General features: G+C 40.0%; 2 protein-coding genes. Both read right to left on the bottom strand.

The window, feature by feature from the left end; translation table 11 throughout:
• Positions 1-1,293 (bottom strand): hypothetical protein (locus D8847_RS10425; RefSeq protein ID WP_125841485.1); only part of this gene is annotated, 1,293 nt, incomplete at its 3' end.
• Positions 1,290-1,813, bottom strand: a 524-nt coding sequence (locus D8847_RS10420) for a DUF4176 domain-containing protein (protein ID WP_125841484.1), incomplete at its 5' end; no start/stop codon positions are given. The genes D8847_RS10420 and D8847_RS10425, both read right to left, overlap by 4 nt.

Raw genomic sequence — 1,813 nt, 5'->3', positions numbered from 1 at the left:
ATGATCCACACTTCTCACCCCTGTTTCAGTGGTCGTTTTAACTGTTGCGTAGTCTTGTTTGACCTGATTATGTTCCTTCACATAAGTCACGCGATAGCCATCCTCTGACTTAGTTCCAACCTCAACCGAGCGATTCTTATAGCCAAAGCCAATGGAAAGGTTGGGCGCAAGTCTCCCGTAGCCTGAACTAATTTTGTCTGCTAGACTGAACTCACCCGTTATAGAATAGTCCTTTAGTCCTATCTTCGTCTTATAATTAGCCTTTTCTTCTAGAAAATCTGTACTCAGTCCCCCTACGCTATACTCTCCTTCTTGACTTAACTTACCATCTTTATATTTAGTGTTAAAAGTGATGGCACTTTCCCCTTTAAAGTGACCTTTTATCTGGATTTTACTCTTGAGATAGTGCTGACCATCGTCATATACTGTGATCTCCTTCTCAAACGTAACTTCATTCCCTTTCAAGAAATCAATCAGCTCCTGAGGTTTCTTACCGCCATTCCCATGGGAGGCAAGAGAGATCGTACGACCCAAGGTCTGTAGTTCCTGCTCACTCATCTGGCTCAAGTCAAAGGCTGTTTCTGGATTATAATGTCGAATATAACGGATTAGTTCTTCGTGCAGAGTTTTAGAATTCTCAATCTGTTGATCCCGTAACTTCGTATCCTTAAAAATTGCAAGGGCTTCCACATTATGATAAGGGTCTGTCATACCAACAGCTTTGCGAGACCGACTCAACCCACTTGCGATTGTGGAGAGGGTAGTGGTCACACCGCTCCCCAACAGTTCACCATTAAATGATTCCATCCGACTTTCAGTTGTACGAAGAGATTGCAGGGCTTCTTCCTTCTGGCTTTTGATATCTGCGGAAGAAGGATTGCTGATGCCAACCATACCTCCAATTGCAGAGTAAGCTATTGTCAGGTCTGGATGGGCAATCAAGTTCAAAATCTCTTGAGTCGGTTGTTCCACAGATCTTTTTAAACTGGAAAATTCTGACGTATCAATGACAGCAGCAGGACTATGCTCATCAACCAACTCCTGAAAGCGTAACATCAGCCGATCCCACTCATTATATAAACCATTGGCTAAATCACGGTAACTAAATAATAAAGGCAGGTTATAATTACTTAGCTCTGCATTAATCGCATCTTTGGTGGCCGAACGAAAACTTTCCGTGCCAATCAACTCTCGAGTACCTTGAAGCGCTGCTAGAATCTTATCCTCAAATCCACTTTTTGAACGATAAAGTCCTTCGCGCGCTATCAATAATTCAGAATACTTATATTTCATTGGCTAGCCTCCATTTGATAATTGTGAAAAGTATAAGAATCCAGATCCTTTGCAAGTAGTTGGCGACGTAGGTTTAAGACATGTTGTTCCTGAATATCATTCTTCTCTAGCCCCCTAAAAAGGACGGCTGCAATCATGTCATCGGATATAACTAAGGTTTCTTGATTTGGGATCAAACCTTTTGGCCAAAAATATCCTGTGTAATCTAGATAAAATTTGTTTTTAATTGATACCCGTTGCCCTGTAATTAATACATAGATAGGCATTTCTTCAATAAAATCCTCAAGAGCATCTTTGGGTAGCTTTTCTCTATTTATTTGAATAACACTACCTAATGGCAGAATTTCTGTATAAATTTTATCAATTAATCCAAGTAAACGCACAAACTCAGATCTTGAAAAAAGTTGAGTTTCCCCAAGACGAGTGATGATAACCTCTCCCTTATTAAATCGAAAATCAATACTTGCTCCAATTGTTGGATTGTACTCATAACTCATATCACTCTGAGACAAATTTAAAA

This window comes from Streptococcus mitis (assembly GCF_003942795.1).
Lineage (GTDB): Bacteria > Bacillota > Bacilli > Lactobacillales > Streptococcaceae > Streptococcus > Streptococcus mitis_BJ.
The sequence above is the reverse complement of the archived record's forward strand: the minus strand, read 5'-3'. Positions and strand labels throughout refer to the sequence as shown.